Below are 26,391 nucleotides of genomic sequence, written 5' to 3' on the forward strand. Positions count from 1 at the left end.
CATGCTAAAATTTATAAAAGGAAATCTAGAAAATATAGATGGGGTAGCCATTTACCCTATCATCTCATTACTGATTTTTTTCCTCTTTTTTACGCTGCTTTTTTGGTGGGTGTTCACCGCAAAAAAAGCCCATATCGAAGAAGTAGGAAATATTCCGCTGGAAGATGATACCACTAACCCTAACGAAACAGAACTATGAGAAGTATAGCATCATTAGTACGAATAACCGTTTTTGCTGTTTTTGCCTACTTTTTCTTAGAGTGGGTAGGAAGTGCCGGTGACGAGGTATCGGCCTTCGAAAGCTTTCCGTGGCTTTGGGCCGTATATGGAACCTTGGTTGTTTTTCATATCGCCATAGAAATCAGCGTGGGTTCTTTACAGGCCGTATTGTACAGTACCTTATCGCCCCAAGCCAAGGAGAAGTACGATGCAGATAAGGCACTGCGGGAATCCCAGCGTTTTGGAAAATTAAAAGGGCTTTATCAAAAACTATTGGGCAGTACCCCCATGGAAGAGGAACACGAAATTATACTGGATCATAATTATGATGGCATCAAGGAATTGGATAATAATCTGCCTCCTTGGTGGGTCTATGGTTTCTATGCCACCATTGTATTTGCCCTAGTATACATGATACGTTTTGAAGTGTTCCATGATTATAATCAGGAGGAAGAGTATGAGGCTCAGGTAGCGGAAGCTAAAATTGCCATTGCCGAATGGAAAAAGACAGCTAAAGACCTTGTGGATATCAATACCGTGGAATTGCTTACCGAAGCCAATGACCTCAGTGCGGGGAAAAAGATTTTTGATACCAATTGTGTGGCCTGTCACAAGGCAGATGGAGGAGGGGGGATAGGCCCAAATCTAACGGATGCCTATTGGATTTTGGGAGGTGGAATCAAAAATGTTTTCCGAACGATCTCGGAAGGAGGGCGCGATGGTAAAGGAATGATTTCATGGAAGAGTGAACTGAAACCAGGTCAAATGGCGCAAGTAGCCAGTTATATCTTGAGTCTACAAGGAACAAGTCCTCTGGAGCCCAAGGCTGCTGAAGGGGATCTATGGGTGGATCCAAACCAACCCGATAGCCCAACAGAAGAAGTAGTGAAAGACACGATTACCGAATAAAAATAAGCGGGTTTGTTTTTCTTGAAGTGCGAAAGAAGAACCCATCGTATACGATAAACTAGCATCATGGCAGAACAAGGTCAGGATAATTTTAGGGACACCATTGGAACGCTCAATGAAGAAGGAAAGCGCGCATGGGTATATCCCAAAAAACCATCTGGCAAATGGTATAGGTATCGCAAATATGTGAGTTATGGGCTCCTGCTTTTTCTTTTTGCTTCGCCTTTTATCAAGATTGGAGGAAACCAGTTTTTATTGTTCAATGTATTGGAAAGGCGTTTCAATATTTTTGGGTTTCCTTTTTGGCCACAAGATTTTCACCTTTTTGTCATCATGATGATTATTGGGGTTGTCTTTGTAATCTTGTTTACGGTGGCTTTTGGGCGTCTTTTCTGTGGATGGGTATGCCCGCAAACCATTTTTATGGAAATGGTATTCCGAAGGATCGAATACTGGATCGACGGGGATCGAGGGAAACAGATTCGCCTGGATAAAATGCCCTGGACCAGCGAGAAAATTGGAAAACGAATCTTAAAGTGGAGCATTTTTTTTATCATTTCTTTTTTGATCGCCAATGTGTTTTTGGCCTATCTCATTGGCAGTGATCGTTTGCTGCGCTACATCGTAGATGGACCACTATCCCATACGGGAACCTTGGTATCCCTTTTTATTTTTACTGGGGTCTTTTATTTTGTATTTGCCTGGTTTAGGGAACAAGTATGCATTATTGCCTGTCCATATGGTCGTTTACAAGGGGTATTGTTAGACAATAAGTCTATTGTAGTGGCTTATGATCATAAACGCGGTGAAAAAACCAAGGGCAGGGCAAAATTCAAGAAAAATGAAGATCGGGCAGAAAGTGGGAAGGGAGATTGTATTGATTGTTTTCAGTGTGTGCAGGTATGTCCTACCGGAATTGATATCCGGAACGGAACACAATTGGAATGTATAAACTGTACTGCCTGTATTGATGCCTGTGATCATATGATGGATGCCGTTAATCTCCCCAAAGGACTGATTCGCTATGCCAGTGAGGACAATATTGAGAAAAAAGCAAAGTTTTCTTTCACGCCAAGATTAAAGGGGTATACGGTGGTTTTGGGAATACTCATTACCGTTTTGGTAGGAATGCTTTTTTTGAGAAACGATATTGAAGCCCGTATTCTGCGATTGCCAGGGCAATTGTATGAACGTAAAGCAGATAATATTATCAGTAATGTGTTTACCTATAAGTTGATCAATAAAACCGTGGTGGCCATTGATGAAGTGCATTTTGAGCTGTTGTCCCATGAGGGAAGCATAAAATTAGTGCCCGAGCATCGGGTGGAGATTCCCAAACAAGGCTTGGCAGAAGGAACCTTGTTCATTGAGATCCACACCAAGGCCTTGAGTGGGGATAAAAATAAATTGACCATAGGGATTTTTAAAGGTGATGAATTGATAGAAACCACCACAACGGCCTTTTTAGGTCCCCGGACTTATCGGTAAGTGGCCGTATTAAAATAAAGTGCGCGAGGGATAGTAGTGGAAATCCTTTATGAGGAACGAATGAAGATTGTAGCGAATAGCCCGGCCTGAAAGGACGCGCAAAAAAGAAGAAATATTAAAAAAACGAAACAGATGAAATGGAACTGGGGAAAAGGATTGGTTTTGGGAATGGTATTATTTATGGGGTTTATCCTCTATTTTGTAATTACCATGAGTACAGACAAAACCTATAAACACGATTTGGTCACAGAGGAGTATTATGCTAAAGAAATGCGCTATCAACAGGAAATTGACGCGGAAACCAATGTGCGCAATATGCAGACACAAATAATCAGTAAACGAACAGAAAAAGGGTGGCTTCTCCGTTTTCCTTCTACTTGGGAAACTAATAAAATACAAGGAAAAGTGTTCCTATACAGACCGTCTAACCAAAGGCTGGATTATGACTTACCTATAGTCCTTTCCGGATCTGATTTGCTCATACCTGACAAAAATTTGGTAGACGGTCGATGGAACATTATTTTGGAATGGACCTATGATGGCGTATCCTATCTGTATAAAGAAGAAATGATATACTAATGTTTTGGACCGCTCTTTTATTTGGTTTGTTAGGCAGTTTTCACTGTGTGGGCATGTGTGGTCCCATTGCATTTTTATTGCCCTTAGATCGTAAAAGCGCAAGTAGACGTTGGTTGCAATTAAGTAGTTATCATTTGGGCCGTTTGTGTATGTATTCCTTGATAGGGCTGTTTTTCGGATTTTTGGGAAAACGGATCGGCTTATTTGGTTTTCAACAACAATTGTCCATAATAATAGGGGTACTCATGATCTTGTTGGTACTTCTTCCCACAAGGATTTTTAATCGTTTCTCTTTTTCAAAACCTTTTTATCGCTTCGCGGCCAAGCTAAAAAATGCTTTGGGAAAATCATTGACAAAAAGAGATCCAGGTACCTTTTTTACCTTAGGCTACTTAAACGGCTTGCTGCCCTGTGGATTGGTGTATATGGCCATTTTTGGCGCCCTGGCCAGTGAAGGTGTTTGGGAAGGGGGAGTTTATATGTTCCTCTTTGGCTTGGGAACAGTGCCTTTAATGACTACAGCGATTTACATGGGCAATTTTCTAACGGTAAGACTGAGAAAACGGATGTTAAAACTCGTGCCCGTCTTTGTAGGGATAATAGGCTTACTTTTTATCCTTAGGGGAATGGGATTGGGCATTAAGTACCTATCGCCCTCGGAAATGGTGACCCAGGAAAAAGTAGAGGCCCGTTATGAATGTCACTAAGGAACAATCGCTATTGTTTTTAAGTCAGAAACAAACCGAGAAAGGAAAGCTAAAGAAGGAAATGTCTTCGACCAAAGATAAAAGGCTACCTGCCCAACAAAACAGATAGCCTTTAGGGTCTATCAACCTACAATTAATCTAAATACTAAACGAATACTTCAACGTTTATATCGCCATGGAAAACAGCTGACTGTTTGGCTTTTTTCGCTGTAACCGCAAATCAAAAGGGGTGCATATGGTACGTACGAAAGCTTGCCCTTTTTTAGTGACGATCATTTTTTTTGATTGGAATTCTACTAGTCCATCCTTTTCCAACTCTCCTAAGGCAATTAGAACATCGGGTAATTCTGGAAAAAGTAAATCTCTATCTTCCCAAGAAGTTTCAAACCTACACATAAGGTTCCGGATGTGTTTTTGAAGGATGCGATCTTCATCATTCAGTAAATGGCCTTTGGATAAAGGTAGAATGCCATCGTTGACCAATTTTTGATATTCCTCTACATTTTTAACGTTTTGGGCAAAGCTATAACTGCTATCACTGATGGCAGATACCCCTAAGCCCAGAAGCAGTTGTGTTTTCTTGGTGGTATACCCCATAAAGTTTCGGTGGAGTGTTTTATTTTGAGCGGCTATGGACAAAGCATCGGTTTTTAAGGCAAAATGATCCATTCCGATAGCTACATAGCCAGCAGCTACCAACATCGCCTTTGCTTTTTCATACAGTGCACGCTTTTCATCACTATTGGGCAGATCTTTCTGGTCAAAACCCCGTTGTCCATTCCCTTTTATCCAAGGAACATGGGCATAGCTGTAAAGGGCAATGCGATCGGGCTTTAAAGCAATTGTTTTTGTGATGCTGTCCTCAATATCCTTCTGTGTTTGAAAAGGAAGGCCATAGATAAGATCATGTCCTACAGAAGTATATCCCATAGCTCTTGCAGTTTGGGTTGCTTGGGCAACGGCCTTAAAGGATTGTACCCGATTAATGGCTTTTTGGACGAGTTCGTTATAGTCTTGAACACCATAACAGACTCTGGTGAATCCATGGTTTTTCAACACTTCCAAATGTGCTTTGGTCGTGTTATTGGGATGTCCTTCAAAGCTGAAATCACAGCTGCCCCCTCTTTTTCCGATGGTGAAAATCCCGCTCAGTAACCGATCTAGATGTTCTGGAGCGAAAAAGGTGGGTGTACCTCCTCCTAAATGTAATTGTGAGATGATAGGTTTTTTATTGAAAATGCCGCAATACAATTGAAATTCCTTTAAAACCGCTTGGATATAGGGGATTTCAACATTGTGATTTTTAGTAATACGTTTTGTACATCCGCAAAAAGTACACATATGCTCACAAAAGGGGAGATGGATATAGAGACTGATCTCCCCTTTAGCATTGCTTGCATCAAAGCTTTTTGTGAGCGTACTTTTCCATCCGTTTAAGGAAAAGCTTGTCGTATCCCAGTACGGTACTGTTGGATAGCTAGTGTACCTTGGACTGGGAACGTTATATTTTTGGGTCAGTGAACACATTTTCCGCTTGGATTATTTTAAAATAAAAGACTCACCGCGATGACAAATACACTTATGGCTAAGCTCGTTATAAGCAAATTGAGTACAAATTTTGGTTTTTGAACCGTTAGAATAGAAGCGTTGTGCGCACTACAGCCAGCTACGACCAGAAAGGTAAGAAACATATTCCCTATACTATTCCCTTGCATTAGGGCTGTCATAACGGCAACCGATCCAACACAAGTGGATAAGATAATGGCGAGCGCAGAATAACTCGTGAAATTCTGGTTCCAGTCCGTATTGATTCTTGCATATAAAGTATTCATAATGTGAAGTATTTAAGATTAATACCCCAAAATTATGAGCTGGACCGTAGGCAAACGATGACTTTTGTCAGTTTTTCAATATTTGAATGGAAGCACAAAAAAAAGGTTGTCATTATGACAACCTTTAGCAATCTTGAAATAAAAAAGTTTTCAGAGAACTTAGTTTTTTGTAATAATTTTTTGCCAATTTTTATCTGCATTCTTTAGCAGTTGTTCCGCCCCTTCTTTAAGCCATATTTCTAAGGTATTTGTGGATCCGGCATTATAAAAAAGGTATAGTTTTCCATCCCGGATTTCATAGGTTTCCGGATTGATTTTTACCTTTTTTCCATTTTTGCCTATAGCATAAGCGCACCAACCTCCATATTGTGGGACGTACTTTTTAGGATTGGCTTTGAATTTCTCCAGATTGGCGGCACTGGAAAATCGAAACTTAGCGCCATCATGGGTCGTGCTAAAGTCATTGACCCCTTTTTTAACTTCATGGTCAAAATAGGCGACCACATCGTATCCTTGGGCTACGAACCCTTTTTTCTGATTGTAATTGGATTTTTGGGCATACGAAAATGTAGAAGTCAAGATGACCAAAAGAATTAAAAAATGATACTTTTTCATGAGCTATTTTATTTAAATTTTGTCCCTATAAGCGGGATATCTTTTTTGTAGAACCATAGGATTACAAGGCCTAATACAAAGAGTAGGATGCCCGTATAAAACAATCCGCCTTCGTCGCCTTGAACTTCAATTCCAAGCAGGGTCAAATGCATGAGAATGGCACCTGCCAGAATACCTACGGCCAATGTGGCTCCTGCCCATACCGTTTTTGGAATTAAAAGTAGGATGCTGGCAATGAGTTCCAGAATCCCGATCCCAATTCTACCGTAAGGCTCCATGCCTACTTTTGTGAAAATGTAGACGCTATCCGGATGGGCGCCAAACTTAAAGTAAAGGGTTTGGATCAAAAGCCCGGCCAAAAGCAGGCGAAGGGCAATTAAAAAATATTTTTTCATGTTGTTTGTTTGTTAATGTGTCTGTATTTGGTATGAATTCATGGGTATTCATTACAAGATACTATAATTCTTGGCAAAAATTTAAGAATACAGGGGGCTCCCTAATACCACTTTTTGTGAAGATGTTAGTTTTTTTTGGGACTTACGTCTAAAAAAAGCAAATTTTCTAAAATTATTAGTTTATTTTACAGGCAATTGTACCAAAAAAGTATTGTTTTAACTTTTTGGATAGTGAAAATACTCAGCGTACAATTACAACAGTTTTTGGATAAAAATTGTTTTGCACCTCTGTGTTAGGTTTCTCTAATTCTGAGACTTACTATAGAGAGTAAATTGAAATTTTGGAGTGATATAGAAACGCAGAGGGTTTGATCCAAAGGAAAAGGCCCGAATGTGGAATGGAACAAAAGAAATCTTTTTTACGGCAATGGCACGTATATTGCTATGTTATAAATAGGATATCATTACTCCAAATACATGTACCGAATAAGGTACTATACTATAAATGTAAATATTCTATCTGGGAATGAAACGATGGTTAAAAGTATATATGTACGGACTGCTCATAAGTTTTTTGGGCACATTGCCTTTTGGTACATTGAACATTACTGCGTTTCACCTTTCCGCTTCCAAAAGTGTTTCGGAAGCCTTTATTTATGTTACAGCGGTGGTTCTGGTAGAACTCATTGTGGTACGGCTTACCCTGATGGGGGACAGTAAAATAAATTTTGAAGGCAAATGGTCTTTCTATGTATTGCCCCTTGGTGTTTTGCTATTGATGTATTTGGCCATCTCCAGTTTTATTTCGTTAAGTGCGCCACAGGAATTAAGGGCTAGTGCCAATTTATTTCCGGCCATACAATCTTCTTTTCTATTAGGATTATTGTTGAGTGTGCTCAACCCAATGCATATTCCATTTTGGATTGGTTGGAACAGGTTTCTAATTGCAAAGAAGACGTTGGATTCTGGTAAAGGAATGTATGCTTCATATATTTTGGGCATTGGATTAGGTTCCTTGGGAGCATTCATGATCTTCATCTTTGCAGGAAAGTATATATTCCAAAATTACGAGCAATACAGTTTTATAATTACCTTTGCGCTGGGCTTACTGTATCTAGGCTTTTCATTTTATCTTTTGTTTTTAATCTACAAGAGAATACTAAAATTAAAAATTCAATAATATTATGTTCCGATCTTCTTTACAAACATTAGAACAATTTAAAAATGTTCTAAAGCAACTTCCTGAGCATTGTTATACTCAGCCTTGTGAGTCATTGGCAAAAGCTTCTATAGGTCAACATGCACGTCATGTGATCGAGCTTTACGAATGTCTTCAAGATGGGTATGCCTCTGGTGAAGTGTGCTATGATAAAAGAAAAAGAGACAAACGTATAGAACAAGATGTAGATTTTGCGGTAGATAGAATATGTGAGATTCAAAAAACTTTGGAACGCCCTGATAAAACCCTTACCGTAAGCTATGAACTTAATGAAGGCGAAGTGGTGATCCAATCCAACTATATGAGGGAGGTGATGTATAATTTGGAACATGCCATACATCATGAAGCATTGATCAAGGTAGGGATTCGTCAAATGACCGATATTCTCCTGCCGGAATCTTTTGGAGTTGCTCCTTCTACAATGCAGTACAAGAGTCAATGTGCACAGTAAGTTTTATATCCCGAAATAATAGGTATATCATCACGTCCAACCGCGATGAACATACTTCCAGGCCTACTTCCTTTGAACCAAAGGAAGAACTGGTCAATGGATGTAAAGTGGTATACCCCAAAGATCCCAAAGCAGGGGGTACCTGGTTTGCCATTAATGAAAACGGTACGGTAGGCGTGCTCCTCAACGGGGCATTTGAAAAGCATATTTCCAAAGGAGGTTATGCAAGAAGCAGAGGCCTTATTTTATTGGATATTATTAGCTCCGATGCACCTGGGAAACATCTTGAAAAGATAGATTTGGATAATATAGAGCCTTTTACCTTAGTGCTTTTTGAACATAATACCTTATTGCAATTTCGTTGGGATGGCAAGGAAAAGCATCGCAAACCCTTGAATATCGACGAAGATCATATTTGGTCTTCGGCCACATTGTACAGTCAGGAAATCAGGGCACATAGAGAATCGCTTTTCAGAACATTCTTAGGCTCCAGCGATACTGTAGATGCGGCAGCCATTGTAGATTTTCATTCCTCAAATAATGATGACTATGAAAATGGATTTATCATTGATCGATCTACAGGCCTTAAGACTTTTAGTGTGACTCAGGCCGTCATAGAAAAGAATGAAATTGCCCTTGATCATTTTGATCTACTTCAAGATAAGAAGCATTCCATAGTGCTTTCGCCCAATCATCTGTTGGATCAGTTGCAATGAATTATCTACAGCTACAATGGTATAAGGTATTGCACTGGGAGTATTGGCCCATGAAGGTGATTTATTATCCCATTTTTCCTGCTTGGTTGTTTTTTGCGATCAGAGCACGTTCTTTTTTCTTTTTCAATGCCGCGAACCCGTCTATTAAAAACGGAGGGATGGCCATGGAATCCAAAAAAGAGATTTACGATATGATTCCTTCACAGCATATTCCCAAGACGATACTGGTAGAAAAGAAAGCGGCCATTACGGAGGTTTTAAAACAAATTGAGGCAAAACAAATAGATTTTCCGCTTATTGCCAAACCAGATATTGGAATGAAGGCCTTTGGGGTATCCAAAATTAAGGATGCAAAAGAATTACAGGAGTATATAGATGGTATTGATCATGATTTTCTGGTTCAGGAACTGATCCAATATCCCAATGAAGCCGGAATTTTCTATGTACGTTATCCTGGGGAGGAACATGGGCGAATTACCGGGATAGTCTCTAAAGAGTTTCTATCCGTGATTGGAGACGGCAGCAGCACCATCGAGGCCTTGATCAAGAAAAACCCCAGAAGTCATTTTCAGTTAAAGGCCCTTCAAAAAAAGTATGGAAATCGCTTATCTGAAGTATTGGATAAAAATGAAACCTTTATTTTAGTACCTTTTGGAAGTCATACCCGAGGTGCTAAATTCATTGATGATTCTGCCAAGATTACAGAGAAGCTATATCAGACCATACACGATATTTGTGTTCAAGTACCCGATTTTTATTACGGAAGACTGGATATTCTGCTTTCCTCTATTGAAGAATTGGCAGAAGGAAAGAATTTTAGCATCATCGAAATCAATGGTGCGGGCAGCGAACCTACGCATATTTATGATCCTAAACATTCGTTGTTCTTTGCATGGAAAGAAATTATACGACATTGGGGCATGTTGAACAAAATTAGCATCATGAATAAGAAGAAAGGGCATAAATTTCTTAGTTTTAAGGATGGTAGGGCCATGCTTCGTGAAAACAGTAAATTGGAAGAACAACTAAAAACCATATAAAATGAAATCTATACTAAAGTCTACGCTGATTATTCTATGTTTTTTATGTATCTCTTTTTCCTATGCACAGGACACAACAGATGGGAGTGCATCCAATGGAACTAACCTGGCTTTTTCTGTTCAAGTATATCCGGCAGGTATTATTCCTACGGTGAACCTGGAGCAATTTGTCAATGAAAATTCATCTTGGGTGTATCGATTGGGAGGAAATTTTACGGATCGTCGGGACTTTAGTGATGAAAATGATAATGAGGAAGGTGCTGGCTTTGGAGGATCTGTTGGGTTTCGTAAGCATTATGCTGTAGGGAAAGGAAAAATCATTGCCGGTTTTAATGTGGATCTGTGGAATCTCTGGATCGATTGGGAGGATGCCTCTGCCACCCCCAATGAAGGGACTACTTATATTTTTGTGGTACAGCCTTGGTTGGAAACAGGTTATTTTTTTAATGTAGGAAAAAACAAATCTTCCCAATTAGGAATCACTTTGGGATTTGGACGTGAGATCAATGCGATTACGAGTGGTGACGATGTTGCTCAGGATTGGATTGGCAGTATAGGGGTTCAATATCAATTTGCCATTAAATAAGCTGCTAAGCCGTATTGGGAGAATATGAATTTTAAGTATTTCTATATTCTTGTTTTTTTGGTATCCTTGGGCAAGGCACAAACACCTATAAAAGAATTTCAGGAACAAGATTTCGATGAAACCACCTATGCAGCCTATGCACACCGAAAGAAGATTCCAAAAGAGATTCGACAACAAGCGCTTATTGCATTGTCGTATTATCCCGAGCTTAAAAATATTGATATCACATTTCGCCTGCGAAAGCGAACTACTCCTTTAACCTCCCGTCCCAGGTTTATTGGAGTGTTTCAAAAGAAAAAAAACAGGCGTTATGTCATCACCATAAGCACAAAATCCAATGCTAAGTTGGCCCCCATATTGTTTTCCAATTTGCCCTATAATGCACAGATCGGGGTTTTGGGACATGAGTTGGGACATATTGCCCACTACAATACGAAAAACACTTTTCAGATTATTGGACTTTCCTTTAAAATTCTGAAACCTAAATTTGTCGATAGCTTTGAGTTCAATACGGATTTTGTCTGTATTGAGCACGGTTTGGGATATCAATTGCGCGATTGGAGTACCTATGTGCGTAAGGCATTGAATATTGTAGCATGGAAAGGAGCTCCTGGAGGCGTTCCCACAAAAGATAATAATGAGGAAAACCAACGCTATATGAATCCTGAGACCATAAGCAAGTATATCGAAGCCAATAGCCTATATCAAACTACAAACTAAAAGTCTCGCTTAAATTTCTTCTTCCAAAAATAAATGGGGGTAATGGGATTTAATGTTTTGTTCAATAAAATCTAAGGGGACATCGGGAAAATGACCATAATCCTCCAGATATTCCATAAATAAATTTCCGTCAATGCTGTACTCTTGAAATACAGAATCTTCTTCCCCATTAAAATCCAATGGAGCTACATTACACTTTAGGCATAATTCCTTGTTGAAGGCTGGAGACGCTTTAAGCCATTTTTCATCAATAAAGAGATTTACCATCCCATGGGGGGTTAGTTCATTCGTACCCAGTTTTTCCATTAAGCGTTCTACGCCGATATGATTTTTTACTTTGGCCAAATGTATGCGCGCAGGAATACCAAGGGCCCTAAGGCCGCTAATATAGAGAATGGATTTATCCAAACAATGCCCTGTTTGCCTTTTTGAAATTAAACTGGATCGATAGCGATCGGCAGAGAAACTAACATCGTAGGGATTATAACGATAAGAATCGCGAATTAAAAGATAAAGGGCTTTGGCCTTTTCCTTTTGGCTCATGTCATTGGATTTAAACGGAGCGATCATTGTTTGTATCTCATCGCTTTCATAGTCAAAATAATAGGTGGGGGCCAAGTAGTCCATACAATGAATTTTAGGTTAAAGATAGGATTCTTTTTAGAATAGTTTTAGAAATATAATTTTAGGTTTAAAGTGGTCATAAATGAGAAATATTAGCTAATATTGCAAAACCTATTTTGTCGTACGGGGTATTAGCTCAGTTGGTTTAGAGCGCTGCCTTGACAGGGCAGAGGTCACTGGTTCGAATCCAGTATGTCCCACAAAAAAGTCCCGCATTGTTGCGGGACTTTTTTTATGATATGTACTGTTCTTTAGGAGGTCATTTGTTGTTTAAAGCTAATGGTACAGCTTTTGGATTTCCCGAACCATTTTACCCTATTTTTGGAGGCCATATTGTAAATAATATCACGGATGATTCTTGGAATATAGGCCAATAATGCTGCAACAAAACGCCATTTTGGAATTTTTGATACGATTCTTAAGAATCCATCCGAATGCGTATGGATACTGTTGTTCTCTACAAGGATAACTGTTTCCAATTGCTCAGTGGGAAAGCCATATTTTCGCAATAGGTGTTGACCCTCTACAGATTGAAAAGCTACAAATCTAAAAAGGTCATTGGGCGCAAAACGCAGCAACCAGCCAACGACTCCATTACATAGATTACACTCTCCGTCAAATATGATAATACTTTCCATAACGCTTTCATTTACAACTGCTTTTATAGTCGTACAGAACCGTCAATAATTTCAATAATGCGTTGGGATTTTTTTTGAATGCTTAAATTATGGGTTGCCATAATCACTGTTTTGTCTTTCGTGGCCGTAATTTCCTGTAGTAAATTAAAAATGGTAGCCGTATTTTTTTGATCTAAATTTCCTGTAGGCTCATCGGCAATGATTAACGAAGGATCATTGATCAGGGCACGGGCAATGGCCACACGTTGTTGTTGTCCTCCTGAAAGTTGATAAGAGGGCCGATCTGTAAATGCTTCCATTCCCATTTCCCGCAGTAACAAAAAAGCATCCTCCTTAATCTCTTCCTTCTGTTTACGACCTAATTTCAAGGCAGGAAGCATTACATTTTGTAAGACGTTGAATTCGGGCAATAAAAAATGAAATTGATATACAAAACCAATATGTTGATTTCTAAAGGCGGTTAGTTCATCTAAACTCAACTTCTTCACGTATTGATCATGAATAAGCAACTCTCCTTCAAAATCCGTATCCAAAGTAGATAGGATATAAAGTAATGTGGATTTTCCGCTACCAGATTCCCCAAAAATAGAGATCAACTCCCCTTTTTGGGCACTGAGCGAAACCTGATTGAGCACCTGATGTTTTTCTGGCGATAGAAAATACTTACTGATATGCTGTGCGTTTAGAATCATATGCCTCTGATGATGGTTACGGGATCTACCCTACTTGCCTTTCTAGAGGGAAAGTAGCCTGCGAATAGGGCAGTAAGTACGCCAAAAACGGCTCCCAACACATAAAAAAGTGGGACAAAAGTAACGGGATAGGTATCTGCAATTAAAAAATCTGAGGTTTCCAAAGGTGTAATGGAAATCGCATAACTGATGCCATATCCCAGCAGTATGCCCAAGACAGCACCTGTAAATCCAATAAGAAATGACTGTACTAAAAAAATAAATACAATATCTTTAGCTGTGTATCCCATGGTTTTTAACACGGCAATATCCTTTCTTTTCTGAATAACAGTAATGTTTAAGATGTTATAAATTCCAAATCCCGCGACTAGTAAAAGCGCAAAAGAAATGCTCCAAGTTAGTACGTTGCGCACTTTATTGCCGATAACAATGGTTTTGTTACTGTCTTTCCAATCGGAAACAGTGATGTTGTCCCAGTCTGCCAATAATTTGTTTTTTAGCTGGGTGTCTTTCCTGTCCTTAAGTTTAATGTGGATATGGTTGATCAGGGAAGGCTCATTTAACAGTTGTTGTGCCGTTTCTATATGGATATAGGTTCTTAGGTTGTCAACAGTAGTAATCCCAAAACTGAATGTTCCGCTTACTTCAAGTGCTTTTCTTGCTCCATTGGGCAAAATAATGGTTAAGGTATCTCCCTTGCCTACCTGTAGACGTTCCGCAAGACTTACCCCCAGCAGTATGGATGACTTTTTCTGAAGACTTTGAAAACCCTGTCCTTGGACCAATCGCCGATCCAAGTCTACCATTTTTTCCTCTCTTTCCGGGGAAACCCCATTAATGCTTATAGGAAATTGTTGGGTCTCACTGATGAGGATGGCAGGAGATATGAGTTGGCGGGAGAAAGCCTGGACATTGCTGTCTTTCCCTATCCGGGTCAGAATATCGTCAACATTTTCCAGAGCCGCCAACCGTGTGCCCAATATTCCTTTTTTGGAGGAAGCCTTGGCCTTTGTGCCCACAATAATGTCAGGGCTCCCGTTAAATACAGCATCGTCCAAAAAGTCATTGACCCCGGTCATAAAACTGATCATGACAATAAAAATGCTCACCCCCAATAACACGCCAATAGTTGCCAAAATACTTTGTTTTTTTCGGCTAATGAGGTATTGATATGCAATAAATAGGTTTACCCTATTGAAACCATTTTTGGACATAGCATTTAAAAATACAATTTGTAGGTACTAAAAAGGCCTTTTTGGCGTAAAAAAGTGAAAAAATAAAAAAGAAACAGACTAAACTAAAGCAGATCTAGTATTCTTTCCAAAGCCATTCCCCTGGATCCCTTGATCAAGATATGGCTGTTTTTCCATTTTTTCTCTTTTAGAAAAGTAGCCAAAAGCTCAAAGGTGTTGAATTGTTGCAGGGAAGTATGGATCGCATTGAAATTCTCCCCGATCAAAAATACTTCTTCGAAATCCATTTGCAAGGCCATATCGGCGATATATTGGTGTTCTTTTGCGGCAGTTTCGCCCAATTCAAACATATCCCCAAGAAAAAGAACTTTAGGTTCCCCGTCCAGGGCTTTAAAGTTGCGTAGTGCCGCCTCCATACTTGTTGGATTGGCATTATAGGCATCCAAAATAATACGATGACCGCTTTTTGAGATGATCTGCGACCTATTGTTTTGGGGAACATAAGCTTCAATAGCCGTTTTGATATCCTGTAGGGGAACATTGAAATATTTTCCCATAATAATGGCAGCAGCACAATTGGTAAAGTTATATGCCCCTATAAGCTGTGACTGTATTTGTAGGCCTTCCACTTCTAGGGATACGAAAGGATTGGCCTCTTTAAATTGTATTTGGAAATAGTTGCTGTTACGCGCACTAAAACCGTATTTTTTGGTGTAGGAAGATAGTTTTTCTTCTTGGATCGGGTCATCTGCATTCAAGAAAATGGATTTTTTATAGTCCATGAGATGAGCGTACAACTCACTTTTTCCTGCTATGACACCTTCGGGCCCACCAAAACCTTCCAGATGGGCTTTTCCAAAATTAGTGATATAACCATAGTCTGGTTGGGCAATAGTGCAAAGAAATTCAATTTCCTTTTGGTGATTGGCCCCCATTTCCACAATGGCGATCTCCGTATCCTTTTGAATGGAAAGTAGGGTAAGGGGAACGCCTATATGATTGTTGAGATTCCCTTTGGTGGCCACGGTGTTGTATTTCTTGGAAAGCACCCGGTGAATCAATTCCTTGGTGGTGGTTTTTCCATTACTTCCGGTAAGTCCTATGATTTTGGCATTGCAATACCTCCTATGGTGCGTTGCGAGTTCTTGAAGAGTCTTAAGCACATGGTCAACCATAAGGGTTTTATCTCCCAAAAGATATTCTTTTTCATCAATAACGGCGTATTTTGCGCCTTTTTGAACGGCTTCTGCCGCATATTGATTGCCGTTGAAATTATCGCCTTTCAAGGCAAAAAAGATACAATCCTTTGTTATTTTACGTGTGTCGGTGCATACGCCTGAAGATTCAAGAAAGTAAGCGTGTAATTGTGATATGGTCATGGCGCAAAGGTAAAAAAAAGCCCTGACGCTAGGTGCATCAGGGCTTTTTTTAAAGAGAAGCTAAAAGCGAATTATCTTCTAGCCTTTTTTGCTTTTTTTCCACGGATAGTTTTGTTCTTTGTTTTTGATTTAGAACCAACTCTAGACATGGCACATCGGAAACCGATATAATCAGTGGCCATATATTGTGGTAAATATCTTCTTTGCGCAGGATCTAACCAATACGCCCTGTCTTTCCAAGATCCACCTTTGTAGACTCTAACTTCATCATTGATCAAGGAAGTTCTGTGGTTGGATTTGTCATACTGACGTATAATATTCCCTAAGGAGTCACGCTCAACTTTGTGTTGGGGAGAATTGTACATGGTCTTTCTTTTTCCTCCTTCTTCCACTTCTTCCTCTTCTCCACTGAATTTGTCGAAGAATCGTGTAGAACCAGGCTCCCCATCTCTATAGCCTCTATTGTCACTGGAAGAGAAGTTTGTTCTTAAATAGGTTTCCTGATCATCTACAGCAACCATTTTAATTTCTCCAGGTAAGTTTACAGCAACTACTTTTCCATTGGGTAGGGTGTCATATACCACATCCTCCTTTAAAATGTTTACCTTACCATCTTCCCCGATGGCCGTTTTTAAATATACATTTCCTCTGTAGTAGTTGAAATCACTGATTTCATCATCAACGATGGGACGATATACATCGGCAACCCACTCGGCAACATTACCTGCCATATCATACAAACCTAAATCGTTTGGCTTATAGGACTTCACTTCGGCCGTAATGTCGGCACCATCATCGGACCATCCGGCAATTCCACCGTAATCTCCTTTACCTTGTTTGAAGTTGGCCAATTGATCACCTCTACCAACACGTTGTCCATTTCTGGTATATTCTCCTTCCCAAGGATATTTTTTTCTACCTCTGTAGTTATTGTATTCCCTTGATCCGGCCAATGCCTGCGCAGCATATTCCCATTCCGTTTCCGTAGGTAAACGGTATTCTGGAAGAATAACACCGCTACTTCTTTTGGCAAAGACAGAAACAGAATCTTTTTTCTTCTTTCCTTGTAGAGAGTCTATTTGTCCATTGTATACAGATTCAGGTCTGTTTAGATAAGCTGCTGTGCTAAAAGTACCACCATCGGATTCACCGTTCAAGGCCTTGTATTTTGCATCTTTGGCCAAGTAACCCTCTTTTTCCAACATCACTTCGTTTACACGATCCGTTCTCCATTCAGCAAATTGTACCGCCTGGATCCAATTTACTCCAACTACAGGATATTCTGCATAGGCCGGATGACGTAAATAGTTATCGGTCATGGTTTCATTGTACCCCAATCTGTTTCTCCATACTAAAGTATCGGGCAAAGCACCTCTATAAATATTGGCATATTTTGGATCGTCCGGAGGGTAAACACTCTTCAGATAGTCCAAGTATTCCATATACATCACATTGGTGACTTCGGTTTCGTCCATGTAAAAAGATTGCACATGTTGGGCGGTAGGGGTATTGTTCCAGTCGTGCATGACATCATCCTGTACTTTACCCTTGGTGAAAGTACCTCCTTCAATAAACACCAAACCGGGAGCAGTAGCCTGTTCCTTAAAGTTTGAGTTGTGTTGAAAGCCACCTTCTTTGGCATTGATTTTCCAACCTGTAGCTCTTGAAACACTACTCGACGAAGAAGACTTTTTACAGCTTGTTAGACTTCCTCCGACGATTGCACAAGAGAGTACAACTTTGATAAATTGTTTTTTCATAATTAGGACTTGAGTTCGAAATGTAAACTATCTAAAAAAGAGATAGCTTTAAATTCTATATTTTAATTCGACTTTGCGTTACTTATCGGCTTATAAAACGAGAACTTTTACATAATATTTTACAAGCTTGGAAATATTTTATTCATCACTTCAAATGTGCCGAACATTAGCTTTCCTAATAGAGTAACGATGCAAAATCTATTCTAGTATCAAAAAGCCGTCATTCTTTGGGGTCAAAGCAAAAAAAATGTCCTTGAATAATAGATAAATCTGGGAATTTTATGGATTTTTGCAAGACTTTTTACCCTTGTGTGGAATGTTAAATTAAATTAAATGCCTTTTGATACAAGATATTCCGTAAAAAGACGTTTACATGTAGTACATCTAATTTATTTTAGAATTATGGTGGGATTTAAGATATTTAAGCGCGAAAATATAAACTTACACTAAAAAAATGAAGAAAATATTGACACTAACCCTACTTGCCATGATGTGTAAAGTAGTTGCACAGGAGGATAGGGTTATTACTACTGCGGTCCCGTTTTTGACCATTGCGGCAGACGCTAGGGCAGCAGGTATGGGAGACGTAGGTGTTGCCACTTCGGTAGATGCTTTTTCACAACAATGGAATCCGGCTAAATTTGCATTCGCAGAACGCAAAATAGGAATAGGGGTAAGTTATACGCCTTATTTGGAAAGTATCATTACTGATATTGCTTTGTTGAATGCCAACTTCTACAATAAGATAAACGATCAAAGTGCCTTCTCCGCAAGTTTGCGATTTTTTGGTTTAGGGGAAATTGAATTGCGACAATTTGCCAATGATCCAGGAACTATTGCACAACCTAGTGAGTTGGCCCTGGACGGTTCGTATGCCTTAAAACTCTCCGATCAATTTTCCATGGCGGTCACGGGTAGATTTATACGATCTAATTTAAGATTGCCCCAGAATGGAAATGTAGATTCGCAGGCAGCAACTTCATTTGCGGTGGATGTTTCAGGATATTATCGCTCCAGAGAGAAAGCGTATGACAAGTTCGATGGTAGATGGAGAGCAGGTTTCAACCTTTCCAATCTTGGTGGAAAAATACAGTATGATGAAGGAGGGCAGGAGAACTTTTTACCCACAAACCTAGGCCTTGGAGCAGGTTTTGATTTTATCCTAGATCAGGATAATGTGCTTGGAATTACTACGGAACTCAATAAATTATTGGTGCCAACGCCGAGAGATTTTGATGGTGATGGCGATATCGATGCTGAAGATAATGCAGAATACCAAAATATAGGTTTCCTCAATGGTGTATTTGAATCTTTTGGAGATGCACCTGATGGCTTTAGTGAAGAACTTAAAGAATTTACATGGGCTTTAGGAGCAGAATATACCTATCAAGATTCCTTTATGCTGCGTACAGGGTATTTCAATGAAAGTGAGGAAAAGGGATCCCGTAAATTTTTTACTTTGGGAGCAGGCTTTAAATTTAAAGCAACGCAAATAGATTTATCCTATTTGTTCTCTACTTCCCAAGTAAGGAACCCTTTGGAAAATACACTTCGTTTTTCGTTGACCTTTAATTTAGGTCAAGAGTATTACAATGATTAAGAAGTACCACGGATTAAAATAAAAAATAGACAAAACCTGCCTTTGAGCAGGTTTTGTCTATTTTTATACCACTGATTCTAAATTTCAAGATGTGGAAAAACGTCAAATTGCCTTTGAACTTCTAGTGTATGATTCCTTGGAAGAGTTACAAGCCGAGGATCAGAAATTAATGGGAGCGGCGGTTGAAGCAAGGAAAAAAGCATACGCACCTTATTCGGACTTTCACGTTGGTGCGGCGATTTTGCTCGGGAATGGTGAAATTGTTTTAGGAAACAACCAAGAAAATGCCTCATACCCCTCGGGTCTATGCGCGGAAAGAGTAGCTATTTTTTATGCGGGGGCCAATTACCCTGGTGTTGAAATCAAAGCAATTGCCATTAGCGCAACCTCCAAGAATCATGTAGTAGAAAAGCCGGCTGCTCCATGTGGCAACTGTAGACAGGCCATATCGGAATATGAGGTAAAACAGAAAAAACCCATTCCTATATTAATGATGGGGGAAAAAGGACCGGTTTTAAAATGTCATGCGCTATCGGATATTCTTCCTTTGGCTTTCAACAATTCATTTTTATAAAATGTCTTTGTACTCACATCCTTCGACAAAAGAAGGTATGTTTTTCGATGATTAGAGAAGGATTCCCTTTAGTGTACGTAATCGTGTAATGCTATTACAAGACTGAAAGTTGTTCTTGATGAGAGAGGAAAAAGTGTTTGAATTGGATTTCTCTTCCCTCCCTAAGGGATTCTATTTTGTTTCCATAGCAAGGAGTAATGAAAAACAGACCTTAAAAGCAATAAAAAAATAGAAAAAGCGTAGTATTTTAGTCCCTTTCCCTAGTTTTATATAATTCTGGGAAACAAATCAATTTTTCATTTTTCCACTTTTATATTATGTGTTACTTTTGTTAATTCACGAGTAAAAAGTATTCCTTACCTTAGAACGGAAACAATACAAAAAAATCTCGGAAAATAAGTTGACATAATATAAGAGTGGAATGGAAAAAATCACCAAAGAAGTCTACCTAAAATGGTATGAAGATATGTTATTCTGGAGAAAGTTTGAGGACAAACTTGCTGCAGTCTATATTCAACAAAAAGTTAGGGGATTTCTACACCTGTACAATGGACAAGAAGCCGTATTGGCAGGTGCACTACACGCCATGGATCTTACTAAGGATAGAATGATCACGGCTTATAGGAACCATGTACAACCTATAGGAATGGGGGTGGATCCCAGAAAAGTAATGGCGGAATTGTACGGTAAAGTTACAGGAACTTCCCAAGGTATGGGAGGATCAATGCATATCTTCTCCAAAGAACATAGATTTTATGGTGGGCACGGTATCGTGGGAGGTCAAATTCCTCTTGGTGCTGGTTTGGCATTTGGGGATAAATACTTTAAAAGAGATGCCGTAACATTATGTTATATGGGAGATGGGGCCGTACGACAGGGGTCGCTGCACGAAACCTTCAATTTAGCAATGCTGTGGCAATTGCCGGTAGTATTTGTTTGCGAGAATAATGGGTACGCCATGGGTACTTCCGTGGCCAGAACTTCATATTCTACAGATATATGGAAATTAGGTTTAGGATACGAAATGCCATGCGGACCTGTAGACGGGATGGATCCAGTAACTGTTGCCAAAGAAATGAGCAAAGCCATTGAACGCGCCAGAAGTGGCGGAGGACCAACTTTTCTGGAAATGAAGACCTATCGTTATCGAGGTCACTCCATGTCGGATGCACAGCATTATCGAACTAAAGAAGAAGTGGAAGAATACAAAAAAATAGACCCCATTACGCAAGTATTGGATGTGATTAAAGAGAATCAATATGCTTCTGAAGACGAAATCGCCGCAATCAACAAAAGAGTTAAAGATTTAGTTTCCGAATGTGAGCAGTTTGCAGAAGCTTCAGATTACCCTCCAGTAAACCAACTTTATGATATGGTATACGAGCAGGAAGATTATCCATTTGTACAACATAAATTATAGGGAATGGCTGAAATTATAAACATGCCGAGACTTAGTGACACCATGGAAGAAGGTACGGTGGCTAAGTGGCTTAAACAGGTAGGTGATAAGGTAGAAGAAGGGGATATTTTGGCCGAGATCGAAACGGATAAGGCCACCATGGAATTTGAATCTTTTTATGAAGGAACTTTATTGCACATTGGTATTGATGAAGGAGATGGGGCGCCTGTAGATTCTCTTTTGGCTATAATAGGCGAAGAAGGGGAAGATATTTCTGGACTTTTGAATGGAAGTGCTTCCAATACGGAAACTCCTGCAGTAACCGAATCAGAACCAGAGCCTGCTGAAACGCCTAGTGCAGATACCAGCAGTGCCCCTGCATCGGAAGCGACCGCTATTCCCGAAGGTGTGGAAATAATTAAAATGCCTCGCCTTAGTGATACTATGGAAGAAGGAACCGTGGCTTCTTGGTTAAAAAATGTAGGTGATAAGGTAGAGGAAGGGGATATTTTGGCCGAGATCGAAACGGATAAGGCCACTATGGAATTTGAATCTTTCTATGAAGGTACTTTATTACATGTCGGTATCCAAGAAGGAGAGTCCGCTCCTGTAGATGCTATTCTTGCTGTGATTGGTCCGGAAGGCACCAATGTGGCACAAGTTCTGAATAGTGGTGTATCCGCAGGAAGTACGGTAGAAGAAACAAAAAAAGAAACTCCGGAAGCAGCGCAACCCACAGTGAATAATACCGCTGAAGTTTCATCGCCTGTTACCGATGGTAAGCGAATTTTTGCATCGCCTTTGGCAAAGAAGATAGCTTCAGATAAAGGAATATCCCTTGCAGATATCAAAGGAAGTGGGGATTTTGGGCGTATTGTCAAGAAGGATGTGGAAAACTATGTGCCCTCACAAGAACAAGCTGCACCAGCGGTTGAAGTTAAAGCAGAAGCAACTACAAATGCGGTTCCGGTTGCTCCGGTATTTGCAGGAGAAGAGCATAGTGAAGAAGTAAAAAACTCTTCCATGCGAAAGGCCATTACCAAGAGCCTGAGCAATTCCAAGTTTACGGCGCCACATTACTATTTGACCATTGAGGTAGATATGGATAATGCTAAAGCTTCGAGAGCACAGATAAATGGCCTTCCGGATACTAAAGTATCGTTCAACGATATGGTCGTTAAGGCCTGTGCGATGGCATTGAGGAAACATCCTCAAGTAAATACAACATGGACAGGGGAAACTACCACCTATCATAAACATATCAATATAGGAGTTGCTGTAGCGGTACCCGATGGCCTTGTGGTTCCAGTCGTAAAATTTACCGATCAGCTTGGACTTTCCCAAATCGGGGCATCGATCAAAGACCTGGCCGTTAGGGCAAGGAATAAAAAATTAGGATTGGACGAGATGCAAGGAAGTACGTTTACAGTTTCCAATTTGGGGATGTTTGGTATTTTGGAATTTACCTCGATCATTAATCAACCTAATTCCGCAATTCTTTCCGTAGGCGCTATTGTAGAGAAGCCAGTGGTAAGGAATGAGGAGATCGTTGTTGGGAATACCATGAAAGTTACCTTGGCCTGCGATCATAGAACGGTCGATGGAGCCACTGGAGCGCAATTTTTACAGACCTTGCGATCGTATATTGAAAATCCAGTAACGATGTTGGCTTAAATTGAAAAGTCATTCTATATACATTTAAGAGAGAGCATCCCAAGACTATTGGGATGCTTTTTTTATCTTTAAAAACGAAATACATTTTCTTATGAAACAAATCACTCTCTTTGCCATAGCCTTATTAATGGGTTGTGGAGGCACTAAAGTAAAGGAAAAGAATGCTACAGGTCCAATTGGAGGGCCAGAAGGACTTAAAGCCCGTATCGCTTCGAGCGAAGCTGCAACACTTACGGATAATGAAGGAATAACGTATATAAACCATTCCAATAGCGATAAAATAGGGGCTATTATGGAGTTTTTAGCTTCGGATGAATTGCAGGGGCGTGATTCCGGAAGTGAGGGCATTGCTAAAGCGGCAAGCTATATTGAAACTATTTTTAAGGAAAATGGGATTTCCCCCTACTTTGAAAGTTATAAAGATACCTTATCCAATTTTGAGCCTACGGCCTATAATGTGGTAGGGGTTTTGGAAGGCAATGACCCGGTGTTAAAGAATGAATATGTTGTTATTGGAGCGCATTACGATCATATTGGACGAATAAATCCGGAAAACGGAGATGCTATTGCCAATGGCGCCAATGATAATGCCTCCGGAACCACAACAGTCTTGGAATTGGCACGGTATTTTGGGAATGCAAAAGTGAACAAAAGAAGTTTGGTTTTTGCCTTGTTCAGTGCTGAAGAAAAGGGGCTTTTGGGTTCCAAACATCTGGCTAAAAAATTGAAGGCTGGGAATATGAATCTCTATGCGATGTTGAATTATGAGATGGTAGGGGTTCCTTTAGCGGATAAGGATTACTTAATGTATGTTACGGGCTATGAAAACTCGAATTTGGCGGAAGTCAGCAATACCTATGCCAAGGGGAAATTAATCGGTTTTTTGCCGACGGCCAAAAAGTTTGGCTTATTCCAACGATCGGATAACTATCCTTTTCACCAAGAGTTTGGCGTACCTTCCCAGACCTATTGTACTTTTGATTTTACAAATTTTAATCATTACCATAAAGTAGGGGATGAAAACGAACTGATGGATTTTGGACATATGGCAGAAGTAGTGAATAAAAGCATCCCAATGATCACCGGAATCTCCAATGCTGCCACCCAAGAAATTAAATATCAATAATGGGGCATATTATTATTACGGGTTGTAGTCGAGGAATAGGTTTTGAAATGGCGAAACTGTTTGCCGAGGAAGGACATCAAGTTTTGGCACTAAGCCGGAACGACGGGCCTATTGCTGCACTTCAACATAAAAATATTACAACTTTTCCCTTCGATATTGCCAAGACGGCAGATCTACAACGCTTGGCCTCTTTTTTGGAAGAAGAATGGGAACGGGTAGATATCTTGATCAATAATGCCGGAAGATTGCTCAGTAAACCCTTTTTGGAAACTACAGCTTCAGAATTTGAGGAAGTATATAAAGTTAATGTTTTTGGTGTGGCCAATCTTACCCGAATGGTTTTACCCAAAATGCCTAAAATGGGTCATGTGGTTACGGTGAGCTCTATGGGAGGGGTACAAGGAAGCATGAAATTCCCAGGATTGTCCGCCTATAGTTCCAGTAAAGGAGCTGTAATCACCTTAACAGAACTTTGGGCAGAGGAATTCAAGGAAACGGGCCCTTCTTTTAATGTTTTGGCCTTGGGCGCGGTGCAGACGGAGATGTTGGAGGAAGCTTTTCCGGGTTATCAGGCACCAACCACGGCCTTGGAAATGGCCACATATATTAAAGAATTTGCCTTAAATGGGCATAAGATGTACAATGGAAAATTGTTGCAGGTCAGTAATAGCACCCCCTAATTAACAATTCGCCTACTCAAAATACGATTGGTATTCTGTTGGAATTGCTTCTAAAGATCGAATTTCAATATTCTTGTAATAGAGCTCGGCGGCTTCGCTCTGCAATTGAATTTTGCCTTTGGTCATTGGTACTTTTTTGCCATCCTCTACGTAGCGGGAATTTCGCAGCACCATAGCCGTTTTTCCATTGACAATATGGATGCTTTTATCTTCAAAACAGATCAGTTCCAGTGTATTCCATTCGCCATGTGGGTTTTCATAATTTCCACTGCGCATACAGTAGCTGGGAATGGCTTCACCTTCACCGATGCCAATGAAATCCTGAGATACATCGGCCACGGGATTCATAATATACTCCGGAATATAAGCCCTGATATCGATAGCCGAATTGGCCTGATTCCAATAATCCCCAAGATGTCCCTCCATAATCTGGAATTCTTGGGAAAGCATCCAAGATCTCCAGTGTTCTACACCAAAAGGACCTATGGAATGATATAAAATGCCGGAATCTTTTAAAAGATTTTTTCGGGGATCCCATTTTTTATCTCCCCATTTAAACTGTATCCTAAGATGGTAATTGGCATATTCTTCCTTAGTAGAGACACATCCATATACCTCTCCGCTAACTTTTAGTACGGTTTCATGGTCTTCCTCAATGATACTGAAGACCTTAAAGGGATCTTTGTTTATTCCAATGGGAGAAATGGGGTTCCCTTCGTCATCTTTAGGGATGTCTCCATTATACCCCAATTGGTGCTTGTAACTTAGATAAGTATCCCAATGGCTGAGATCTTCATCCAAAAGTGAAGTCCAGTCCTCTTCTTGTTGATGTTGACAAGAAGAAAAAACTAAGGATAGCGTAATGAATAAGCAACAAACTTTAGTAAGGCGAAAAAGTATGAACATAATGCAGTTATAAGGAATTAAAAAAAAGTTACTTCTTATCTTTTAAAATGGAGATTTTTAATATTCGATCAAGTTTTGGAAATGCTTTAAAAAATTCCTCAGGCTGGGTATAAAGTAGATTTAATTTCCCTCCGGGTTGTTCCCGATATCCTCCATGAAGGTCCAGCACTACATCCATTCCCCTTATGACCTTGCCGAAGGCAGGAAAACCTTTGACCCCATTGTAATCCAACGTATCCAAGCGGCTATTGTCCACAAGATTAATGAATAGCGCAGCATTCCTAGATTCCTTTCCACCTCGGGCAAAACTTAAGGTGCCCTTGGTATTCCCTAACTTTACTTCCTCATCGGGAACTTTAAAGGCGCCCCATTGATTGGATATTTGGGGTTTGGTATCCCCAAATTGGGCAACAAAGCCTGGAACCACCCTATAGAAGACGCTTTCATCGTATAAATGATGCTTCACCTGTTGGTAAAAGCGATCTACCGCTTTGGGAGACCATTGTCGCTCTATGGCAATATCAAAATCACCTTTGGTCGTCTCAAATCGGACCGAAAATTGTTCAGGAGCGGATTGGGTAACCCATTTGGATTTAAAAGGTTTTGACGTACAACCTAGACATATGAGCAATAAAGCAAACGTGTAAATGTATTTCATAAGGTACGATGC

General features: G+C 39.9%; 29 protein-coding genes and 1 tRNA gene. 18 read left to right on the forward strand and 12 right to left on the reverse strand.

The window, feature by feature from the left end:
• The first annotated feature begins 1 nt into the window (after nt 1).
• The 5 genes from ACEXOE_RS21440 to ACEXOE_RS21460 all read left to right on the forward strand — a co-directional run bounded on the left by ACEXOE_RS21440 (nt 2) and on the right by ACEXOE_RS21460 (nt 3,902).
• Nucleotides 2-199 (forward strand): CcoQ/FixQ family Cbb3-type cytochrome c oxidase assembly chaperone, encoded by a 198-nt coding sequence (locus ACEXOE_RS21440; RefSeq protein WP_394750919.1) that lies wholly within the window; start codon nt 2-4, stop codon nt 197-199.
• Nucleotides 196-1,128: a cbb3-type cytochrome c oxidase N-terminal domain-containing protein gene (locus ACEXOE_RS21445; RefSeq protein ID WP_394750920.1), complete on the forward strand. Its 933-nt coding sequence runs from the start codon at nt 196-198 to the stop codon at nt 1,126-1,128. The genes ACEXOE_RS21440 and ACEXOE_RS21445 overlap by 4 nt, the downstream gene beginning before the upstream one ends.
• Before the next feature lie 66 nt (nt 1,129-1,194).
• Nucleotides 1,195-2,616 carry a cytochrome c oxidase accessory protein CcoG gene (gene ccoG, locus ACEXOE_RS21450; RefSeq protein WP_394750921.1) on the forward strand — a complete coding sequence of 474 codons (1,422 nt, stop codon included), beginning with the start codon at nt 1,195-1,197 and terminating at the stop codon, nt 2,614-2,616.
• 132 nt (nt 2,617-2,748) lie between these two features.
• Nucleotides 2,749-3,195, forward strand: a complete 447-nt coding sequence (locus ACEXOE_RS21455) for a FixH family protein (protein WP_394750922.1) — start codon at nt 2,749-2,751, stop codon at nt 3,193-3,195.
• The gene (locus ACEXOE_RS21460; RefSeq protein ID WP_394750923.1) at nt 3,195-3,902 is read left to right on the forward strand and encodes a sulfite exporter TauE/SafE family protein; all 708 of its coding nucleotides are present in this window, start codon (nt 3,195-3,197) and stop codon (nt 3,900-3,902) included. Before ACEXOE_RS21455 ends, ACEXOE_RS21460 begins: the two co-directional genes overlap by 1 nt.
• 165 nt (nt 3,903-4,067) lie before the next feature.
• Here ACEXOE_RS21460 and hemN read toward each other — a convergent pair whose 3' ends face one another.
• The 4 genes from hemN to ACEXOE_RS21480 all read right to left on the reverse strand — a co-directional run bounded on the left by hemN (nt 4,068) and on the right by ACEXOE_RS21480 (nt 6,744).
• Nucleotides 4,068-5,429, reverse strand: coding sequence for an oxygen-independent coproporphyrinogen III oxidase (hemN, locus tag ACEXOE_RS21465; protein WP_394750924.1), 1,362 nt, complete (start codon nt 5,427-5,429; stop codon nt 4,068-4,070).
• A gap of 17 nt (nt 5,430-5,446) precedes the next feature.
• Complete coding sequence (locus ACEXOE_RS21470) at nt 5,447-5,734, reverse strand: hypothetical protein (RefSeq protein ID WP_394750925.1); 288 nt, start codon at nt 5,732-5,734, stop codon at nt 5,447-5,449.
• A gap of 159 nt (nt 5,735-5,893) precedes the next feature.
• Nucleotides 5,894-6,349: a YHS domain-containing (seleno)protein gene (locus ACEXOE_RS21475; protein WP_394750926.1), complete on the reverse strand. Its 456-nt coding sequence runs from the start codon at nt 6,347-6,349 to the stop codon at nt 5,894-5,896.
• 8 nt (nt 6,350-6,357) lie between these two features.
• A complete protein-coding gene (locus ACEXOE_RS21480; protein ID WP_394750927.1) occupies nt 6,358-6,744 on the reverse strand; it encodes a DoxX family protein in 387 nt (128 codons plus the stop codon).
• Nucleotides 6,745-7,270: 526 nt separating this feature from the next.
• Between ACEXOE_RS21480 and ACEXOE_RS21485 the strand changes: the two genes are divergently transcribed.
• Genes ACEXOE_RS21485 through ACEXOE_RS21510 form a run of 6 tightly spaced genes read left to right on the forward strand, consistent with a single transcriptional unit; the run spans nt 7,271 to nt 11,476 of the window.
• Nucleotides 7,271-7,924 carry a LysE family transporter gene (locus tag ACEXOE_RS21485; RefSeq protein WP_394750928.1) on the forward strand — a complete coding sequence of 218 codons (654 nt, stop codon included), beginning with the start codon at nt 7,271-7,273 and terminating at the stop codon, nt 7,922-7,924.
• A gap of 4 nt (nt 7,925-7,928) precedes the next feature.
• A complete protein-coding gene (locus ACEXOE_RS21490) occupies nt 7,929-8,414 on the forward strand; it encodes a DinB family protein (RefSeq protein ID WP_394750929.1) in 486 nt (161 codons plus the stop codon).
• On the forward strand, nt 8,402-9,130 hold the full coding sequence (locus tag ACEXOE_RS21495; protein ID WP_394750930.1) for an NRDE family protein: 729 nt from the start codon (nt 8,402-8,404) through the stop codon (nt 9,128-9,130). Before ACEXOE_RS21490 ends, ACEXOE_RS21495 begins: the two co-directional genes overlap by 13 nt.
• The gene (locus ACEXOE_RS21500; protein ID WP_394750931.1) at nt 9,127-10,170 is read left to right on the forward strand and encodes a D-alanine--D-alanine ligase; all 1,044 of its coding nucleotides are present in this window, start codon (nt 9,127-9,129) and stop codon (nt 10,168-10,170) included. Before ACEXOE_RS21495 ends, ACEXOE_RS21500 begins: the two co-directional genes overlap by 4 nt.
• Nucleotide 10,171: 1 nt before the next feature.
• Nucleotides 10,172-10,756, forward strand: a complete 585-nt coding sequence (locus ACEXOE_RS21505) for a hypothetical protein (RefSeq protein ID WP_394750932.1) — start codon at nt 10,172-10,174, stop codon at nt 10,754-10,756.
• A 24-nt stretch (nt 10,757-10,780) separates the two neighbouring features.
• The gene (locus tag ACEXOE_RS21510; RefSeq protein WP_394750933.1) at nt 10,781-11,476 is read left to right on the forward strand and encodes a hypothetical protein; all 696 of its coding nucleotides are present in this window, start codon (nt 10,781-10,783) and stop codon (nt 11,474-11,476) included.
• A 9-nt stretch (nt 11,477-11,485) separates the two neighbouring features.
• On the opposite strand, the gene ACEXOE_RS21515 is transcribed toward ACEXOE_RS21510, so the two are convergent.
• The gene (locus ACEXOE_RS21515) at nt 11,486-12,103 is read right to left on the reverse strand and encodes a transglutaminase-like domain-containing protein (RefSeq protein ID WP_394750934.1); all 618 of its coding nucleotides are present in this window, start codon (nt 12,101-12,103) and stop codon (nt 11,486-11,488) included.
• A 122-nt stretch (nt 12,104-12,225) separates the two neighbouring features.
• Between ACEXOE_RS21515 and ACEXOE_RS21520 the strand changes: the two genes are divergently transcribed.
• Nucleotides 12,226-12,300: transfer RNA gene (locus tag ACEXOE_RS21520), tRNA-Val, on the forward strand.
• Between the two features lie 51 nt (nt 12,301-12,351).
• On the opposite strand, the gene ACEXOE_RS21525 is transcribed toward ACEXOE_RS21520, so the two are convergent.
• From ACEXOE_RS21525 to gldJ, 5 genes are all read right to left on the reverse strand, one after another.
• Nucleotides 12,352-12,738 (reverse strand): thiol-disulfide oxidoreductase DCC family protein, encoded by a 387-nt coding sequence (locus ACEXOE_RS21525; protein ID WP_394750935.1) that lies wholly within the window; start codon nt 12,736-12,738, stop codon nt 12,352-12,354.
• A gap of 23 nt (nt 12,739-12,761) precedes the next feature.
• Nucleotides 12,762-13,430, reverse strand: a complete 669-nt coding sequence (locus tag ACEXOE_RS21530; protein ID WP_394750936.1) for an ABC transporter ATP-binding protein — start codon at nt 13,428-13,430, stop codon at nt 12,762-12,764.
• A complete protein-coding gene (locus ACEXOE_RS21535) occupies nt 13,427-14,644 on the reverse strand; it encodes an ABC transporter permease (protein ID WP_394750937.1) in 1,218 nt (405 codons plus the stop codon). Before ACEXOE_RS21535 ends, ACEXOE_RS21530 begins: the two co-directional genes overlap by 4 nt.
• Before the next feature lie 83 nt (nt 14,645-14,727).
• A complete protein-coding gene (locus tag ACEXOE_RS21540; RefSeq protein WP_394750938.1) occupies nt 14,728-16,002 on the reverse strand; it encodes a UDP-N-acetylmuramoyl-tripeptide--D-alanyl-D-alanine ligase in 1,275 nt (424 codons plus the stop codon).
• A gap of 71 nt (nt 16,003-16,073) precedes the next feature.
• Entirely contained in the window at nt 16,074-17,762 is a 1,689-nt protein-coding gene (gene gldJ, locus ACEXOE_RS21545) for a gliding motility lipoprotein GldJ (protein ID WP_394750939.1), read from the reverse strand.
• Nucleotides 17,763-18,216: 454 nt separating this feature from the next.
• Here gldJ and porV point away from each other — a divergent pair, with 454 nt between their 5' ends.
• The 6 genes from porV (at nt 18,217) to ACEXOE_RS21575 (ending at nt 24,815) form a co-directional block, all read left to right on the forward strand.
• Nucleotides 18,217-19,362, forward strand: coding sequence for a type IX secretion system outer membrane channel protein PorV (porV, locus tag ACEXOE_RS21550; RefSeq protein ID WP_394750940.1), 1,146 nt, complete (start codon nt 18,217-18,219; stop codon nt 19,360-19,362).
• A 91-nt stretch (nt 19,363-19,453) separates the two neighbouring features.
• A complete protein-coding gene (gene cdd, locus ACEXOE_RS21555) occupies nt 19,454-19,936 on the forward strand; it encodes a cytidine deaminase (RefSeq protein WP_394750941.1) in 483 nt (160 codons plus the stop codon).
• A 421-nt stretch (nt 19,937-20,357) separates the two neighbouring features.
• On the forward strand, nt 20,358-21,356 hold the full coding sequence (gene pdhA / locus ACEXOE_RS21560; protein WP_394750942.1) for a pyruvate dehydrogenase (acetyl-transferring) E1 component subunit alpha: 999 nt from the start codon (nt 20,358-20,360) through the stop codon (nt 21,354-21,356).
• Between the two features lie 3 nt (nt 21,357-21,359).
• Nucleotides 21,360-23,009 carry a pyruvate dehydrogenase complex dihydrolipoamide acetyltransferase gene (locus tag ACEXOE_RS21565; RefSeq protein ID WP_394750943.1) on the forward strand — a complete coding sequence of 550 codons (1,650 nt, stop codon included), beginning with the start codon at nt 21,360-21,362 and terminating at the stop codon, nt 23,007-23,009.
• Between the two features lie 91 nt (nt 23,010-23,100).
• Complete coding sequence (locus tag ACEXOE_RS21570; RefSeq protein ID WP_394750944.1) at nt 23,101-24,135, forward strand: M28 family metallopeptidase; 1,035 nt, start codon at nt 23,101-23,103, stop codon at nt 24,133-24,135.
• Nucleotides 24,135-24,815: an SDR family NAD(P)-dependent oxidoreductase gene (locus ACEXOE_RS21575; RefSeq protein WP_394750945.1), complete on the forward strand. Its 681-nt coding sequence runs from the start codon at nt 24,135-24,137 to the stop codon at nt 24,813-24,815. Before ACEXOE_RS21570 ends, ACEXOE_RS21575 begins: the two co-directional genes overlap by 1 nt.
• Before the next feature lie 12 nt (nt 24,816-24,827).
• Here the strand turns inward: ACEXOE_RS21575 and ACEXOE_RS21580 are convergent, their stop codons facing one another.
• Complete coding sequence (locus ACEXOE_RS21580; protein ID WP_394750946.1) at nt 24,828-25,721, reverse strand: 3-keto-disaccharide hydrolase; 894 nt, start codon at nt 25,719-25,721, stop codon at nt 24,828-24,830.
• Nucleotides 25,722-25,749: 28 nt separating this feature from the next.
• Nucleotides 25,750-26,379 (reverse strand): peptidylprolyl isomerase, encoded by a 630-nt coding sequence (locus tag ACEXOE_RS21585; protein ID WP_394750947.1) that lies wholly within the window; start codon nt 26,377-26,379, stop codon nt 25,750-25,752.
• Nucleotides 26,380-26,391: the final 12 nt, after the last annotated feature.

The organism is Spongiimicrobium salis (assembly GCF_043678055.1).
GTDB classification, from domain to species: domain Bacteria; phylum Bacteroidota; class Bacteroidia; order Flavobacteriales; family Flavobacteriaceae; genus Spongiimicrobium; species Spongiimicrobium salis.